4 protein-coding genes are annotated in these 4,393 nt (G+C 65.3%); all 4 read right to left on the bottom strand.

What is annotated here, in order from left to right; translation table 11 throughout:
- Positions 1-833, bottom strand: an 833-nt coding sequence (locus E5X34_RS32395; protein ID WP_292573248.1) for a branched-chain amino acid ABC transporter permease, incomplete at its 3' end; no start/stop codon positions are given.
- Positions 833-1,756 (bottom strand): ABC transporter ATP-binding protein, encoded by a 924-nt coding sequence (locus E5X34_RS32390; RefSeq protein WP_127248696.1) that lies wholly within the window; start codon positions 1,754-1,756, stop codon positions 833-835. The genes E5X34_RS32390 and E5X34_RS32395, both read right to left, overlap by 1 nt.
- 114 nt (positions 1,757-1,870) lie before the next feature.
- Positions 1,871-2,974, bottom strand: a complete 1,104-nt coding sequence (gene sfnG / locus E5X34_RS32385; RefSeq protein WP_127248697.1) for a dimethylsulfone monooxygenase SfnG — start codon at positions 2,972-2,974, stop codon at positions 1,871-1,873.
- A gap of 163 nt (positions 2,975-3,137) precedes the next feature.
- A partial coding sequence (locus tag E5X34_RS32380) for an FAD/NAD(P)-binding protein (RefSeq protein ID WP_292573246.1) occupies positions 3,138-4,393 on the bottom strand: 1,256 nt, incomplete at its 5' end.

Genomic DNA, 4,393 nt, shown 5'->3' with positions numbered 1-4,393 from the left:
GCCACGACATAGGCGAACCAGCTTTCGATGCCGCCGCCGAAATAGTCGCCGATATACACCTCGGCGAGCTTCTCGCTGGCGCCGATCAAAAGCCCGCCGACAATCGCACCGAGGATGGAATCGAAGCCGCCAAGCACCAGCACCGGCAGCGCCTTGAGCACCACCAGCGACAGCGAGAACTGGACCCCCAGGCGCGCGCCCCAAAGCAGTCCGGCCACCAGCGCGACGAGGCCGGCCGCAGCCCACACGCTGGCCCAGATCAGCGGCAGCCTGAGCCCGACGGCTAAAGCGGCGAACTGGTCGTCGGCCACGGCGCGGAAGCTCAAGCCGATGCGGGTGTAGCGGAAGAACAGCGACAAGAGCAGCACCATGGCCGCGGCCACCGCGGCGGCGAAGATGTCGAACTGGCTGATCAGCACCCCGCCGACTTCCAGCGGCACGTCCTCGATGCCGAGCTCGAGGCCGTGGACTTGCGTGCCCCAGATGAGTTGGGCTGCGCCCTCGATGATATAGGAGAGGCCTAGCGTGGCCATGAAAAGCGTGATCGGCTGCTTGTTGGTCAGCGGCCTCAGCACCGTGCGCTCGATGCCGATGCCGAGCGCCACCATGATGGCGAAGGTGACGGCCAGGGCCAGCGCGAACGGGACGCCGCGCTCGACGAGGCTAACGAAGGTCAGCGCTGCAAACAGGAGCAGCGCGCCTTGCGCAAAGTTCAGCACGCCGGAGGTCTTGTAGATCAGCACGAAGCCGATCGCGACCAGCGAGTACATGACCCCCGAGAGCAGGCCGCCGGTCAGCACTTCGAGGAAGAACTGGTAGTCGAAGTCGCCGATCATATGCCTGCCCCCTCTTCATTGTCGGAGGCGACGCCGAGATAGGCGTCGATGACGCGCTGGTCGTTCCTCACCTCGTCCGGCGTGCCGTCGGCGATCTTGCGCCCGTAGTCGAGCACGGCGACGCGGTCCGACAGGCCCATGACGACGCCGACATCGTGCTCGATCAGCACGACGGTTGTGGCGAAGCGGTCGCGCGCGGCGCGCACATAGGCCGCCATCTCGCTCTTCTCGCCCGCCGTCATGCCGGCCATGGGCTCGTCGAGCAAAAGCAGCCGCGGTTCGGCGACCAGCGCCCGAGCAAGCTCGGCACGCTTCTGCAGGCCATAGGGCAGCGTGCCGGCCAGCCGGTCGCGGACTTCGGTCAAGTGCAGGAATTCGAGAACCTGGTCGGCGCGCCCGCGCTGCTCCTGCTGCTCGCGGCGGGTGCGGCCTATGCCGAGTATCTGTCCGGCGAAGTTGGATCTTGTCCTGTAGGCGAGGCCGGACGCGACATTGTCGAGGACGCTGAGCCCCTTGAACAGAGCGAGGTTCTGAAAGGTACGCGCGACGCCGAGATGCGCCAGCCGTTGCGTGGGGACCTGGGCATAGCGCGCGCCGTAGAGCCGGACGTGGCCGCGATCAGCCCGGTAGACGCCGCTGATGACATTGATCAGCGAGCTCTTGCCGGCGCCGTTCGGGCCGATAATGGCGCGTATCTCACCCGGTCGAACCGACAGATCGACATCCGCCAGCGCCACCACGCCACCGAAAGACAGCCCTATGCCCTCAAGGGCAAGAAGCGGCGCGGCATCTTCCGCCGCAGGCTGTCGAGGCCTGTCGCCGTGAGCCTGCCGCTGAGCGGCCGGCAGCCCTTGCGCGAAGATTTCCGGCGCATAGACCGAAGCCTCGATCGCCCCGAAAGCATGGTTGGATATCGGCATTCCATCGTTCCCCAACTGTAGCGAAGGCACGCACGGTCCCGGCCGCGCGCCCGACCGGCGCGCGGTTCATCATCGTCGGCTGGCCGGAGTGTCTCCGGCCGGCGGCTGGCGTTGTTATTCTGCGGCGAGCGCCGCCGCGGCTTCCGCGTTTTCCAGCTCGCGCACGAGCGGGATGACATATTTGCCGAAATACTCGACCTCTTCCTGGAAGTGCAGGAAGCCGAGCAGGATGAGGTCGGCGCCGGCGCGCTTCAGATCGACGATGCGCTCGGCGACCTGCTGCGGCGTGCCGATCAAATTCGAGCGGAAACCGTCATTGTACTGCACCAGATCGTCGAAAGACGACTTCGCCCAGTTGCCCTCGCCTTCCGGCGAGGCCTTGCCGGCATTCTTGACCTCGTGGCCGAAGGCATTGACCGCTTCCGGATTGGCCTTGGCGATGATTTCGGCCAGCACCGCCTTCGCCTCTTCCTCAGTCTCGCGCACGATGGCGAAAGCGTTGACGCCGACCTTGACCGAGTGGCTGTTGGCCTTTGCCTTTGCCTGGATGTCGTCGACCTGCTTGGCGATCTCGGCGGGCGTGTTGCCGTTGGTGAAGTACCAGTCCGAAACGCGCGAGGCCATGTCGCGCGCCGCGCGCGACGAACCGCCCTGGAAGATCTCGGGCAGCGGCTGCGGCGGCTTCGGCTTCAGCGAATACTGGTTGAAGCGGTAGAAGTCGCCGCGGAAGGTAAAGCTTTCCTCGGTCCAGATACCACGCAGCGCGCGGATGAATTCTTCCGAGCGGCGATAGCGCTCGTCATGGTCGAGCCAATGCTCGCCGATGGCATGAAATTCGCCACGGAACCAGCCGGAGACGAGATTGATGGCGACGCGGCCATTGGTGAGATAGCTGATGGTGGCGAGCTGCTTTGCCGCCAGCGCCGGGTTCCACGGCCCCGGCAGGATCGCGGCGATCACCTTCAGCGTCTTGGTGGCGGCGAGCAGGTCATGGCTGAACGATACCGACTCATGCTGCTCATCGGCGCCATAGCCGGCCGTGAAGCGGATCTGGCTCAGCGCATAATCGAAGCCCGCCTGCTCGGCGACCTGCGCCAGCTTGCGGTTGTACTCGGCCGAGTGGTTGGTCCTCTGCTCGATGTTCGAAATGACAAGGCCACCCGAGACGTTCGGCACCCAATAGGCGAATTTGACTGCGTCACGATCGTTCTGAGGCATGGAGATCTCCCGGTTTGGCCTGTCCCAACGATTGATCCGGACGTGGCCGGATTTCGCCGCTAATTATTAGTCTACTGAGTATATATACAAAGTAGGATTTTCCGTTTTGATGGCCCTGCCCGGACGGAAATACCAATTCGCTTGCCTGCACCGTCGTGGATTTTCAGCGCCCGCTCACGATCGACGACAGGGCGCCGAGCCGGCTTTCGATCTCCGAGGCGACCGCTTGCGCGTGACGCGCCACTTCCGGCAGGCCCATCAGCTCGCCGAAGGTGCCGCGTGCCAATGGCCCGGCAATGAAAAGGCCAGGCACAGGCTCGCCGTCCGGACCGACGGCGCGGCTGTCGCGCCCGGTTGCAATGCCGAGCCCGTGGCTGTCGATCCGGATCAGGCCGGCATCGCCAAGCGAGCGCAGCGCCGGATTGGTCCGCAGTATCTTGCCATGCGCCGGCCCCGTTGTGTTGATCACCGCGTCGAAATGCATCGTCTCGAATTGCCTTTGGCCGCGTCGGCGCAAAGTGATGGCCAGGCCGTTTCCGTCGTCGTTCGAGGCCACAAGGCTCGCGGCGATATTATCGAACGTGCCCTCGGTGCAGCGACGATCGAGCACCGCCTCGACCTGCGGCGCGATGCGGAAGCGATGCACGTCCCAGAACGCGCGCAGCCGCCGCACCAGCCGGGTGCGCTGATCTTCCTTGAGAGCGGACCAGATCACCGGTCCCTGCAGCCGCAGCTGATCGAAGACCGACTGCCAGTTGACGCCGCCGGCATCGGCCACTGCCAGCGTCGAACGAATTTTTTCGAGCAATCCGAGCGCGGTCGTGGCCGGCGTGGCTGTGAAATCGCCAAAAGGTTCGCCACGCACCTGCGGGTGTCCGCGCGAACGCAATCCGTGGCGTGAGACGGCCAGGATGCGCCCGCGATGGCCGCGGCGATCGAGCTCGGCAACGGTGTCGGCCGAGGTCAGGCCGGAGCCGACGATCAGCACCGACGCTTCGGGAGCGATCGAACCGAGCGCATCGCCAGAGTAGACGTCGGCCACGAAACCATCCGCATCGGCGATCGGCTCCAGCGCGGCCGGAACATCGGGGGACGGGTGCGTCATGGCGAGAACCACCATGTCGGCGGCGATCGGTTGACCGGAAGCGGTCACGATCCAACCGTCGCCGTTGCGCTTCACGTCGCTGGCATGATCTCGAACATGGCGGATCGCTCCGCTGGCGATATGCGGAGCCAGTTGCTCGGCAACGTAGCGGCCGAAGACCTGGCGCCTGGGAAAGATGTCGCCGTTGCGCCATACCGCATCCGGGTCGCGCCCGGCCTCGCCGTCATGCGCCAGCCAGCGCGAAAAATGCTCCGGCTCGTCCGGCGACAGGCTCATCCTGGACGCTGGCACGTTGACGCGATGCGACGGCTCCT

The sequence above is a fragment of the Mesorhizobium sp. genome, from assembly GCF_004963255.1.
Lineage (GTDB): Bacteria > Pseudomonadota > Alphaproteobacteria > Rhizobiales > Rhizobiaceae > Mesorhizobium.
The sequence above is the reverse complement of the archived record's forward strand: the minus strand, read 5'-3'. Positions and strand labels throughout refer to the sequence as shown.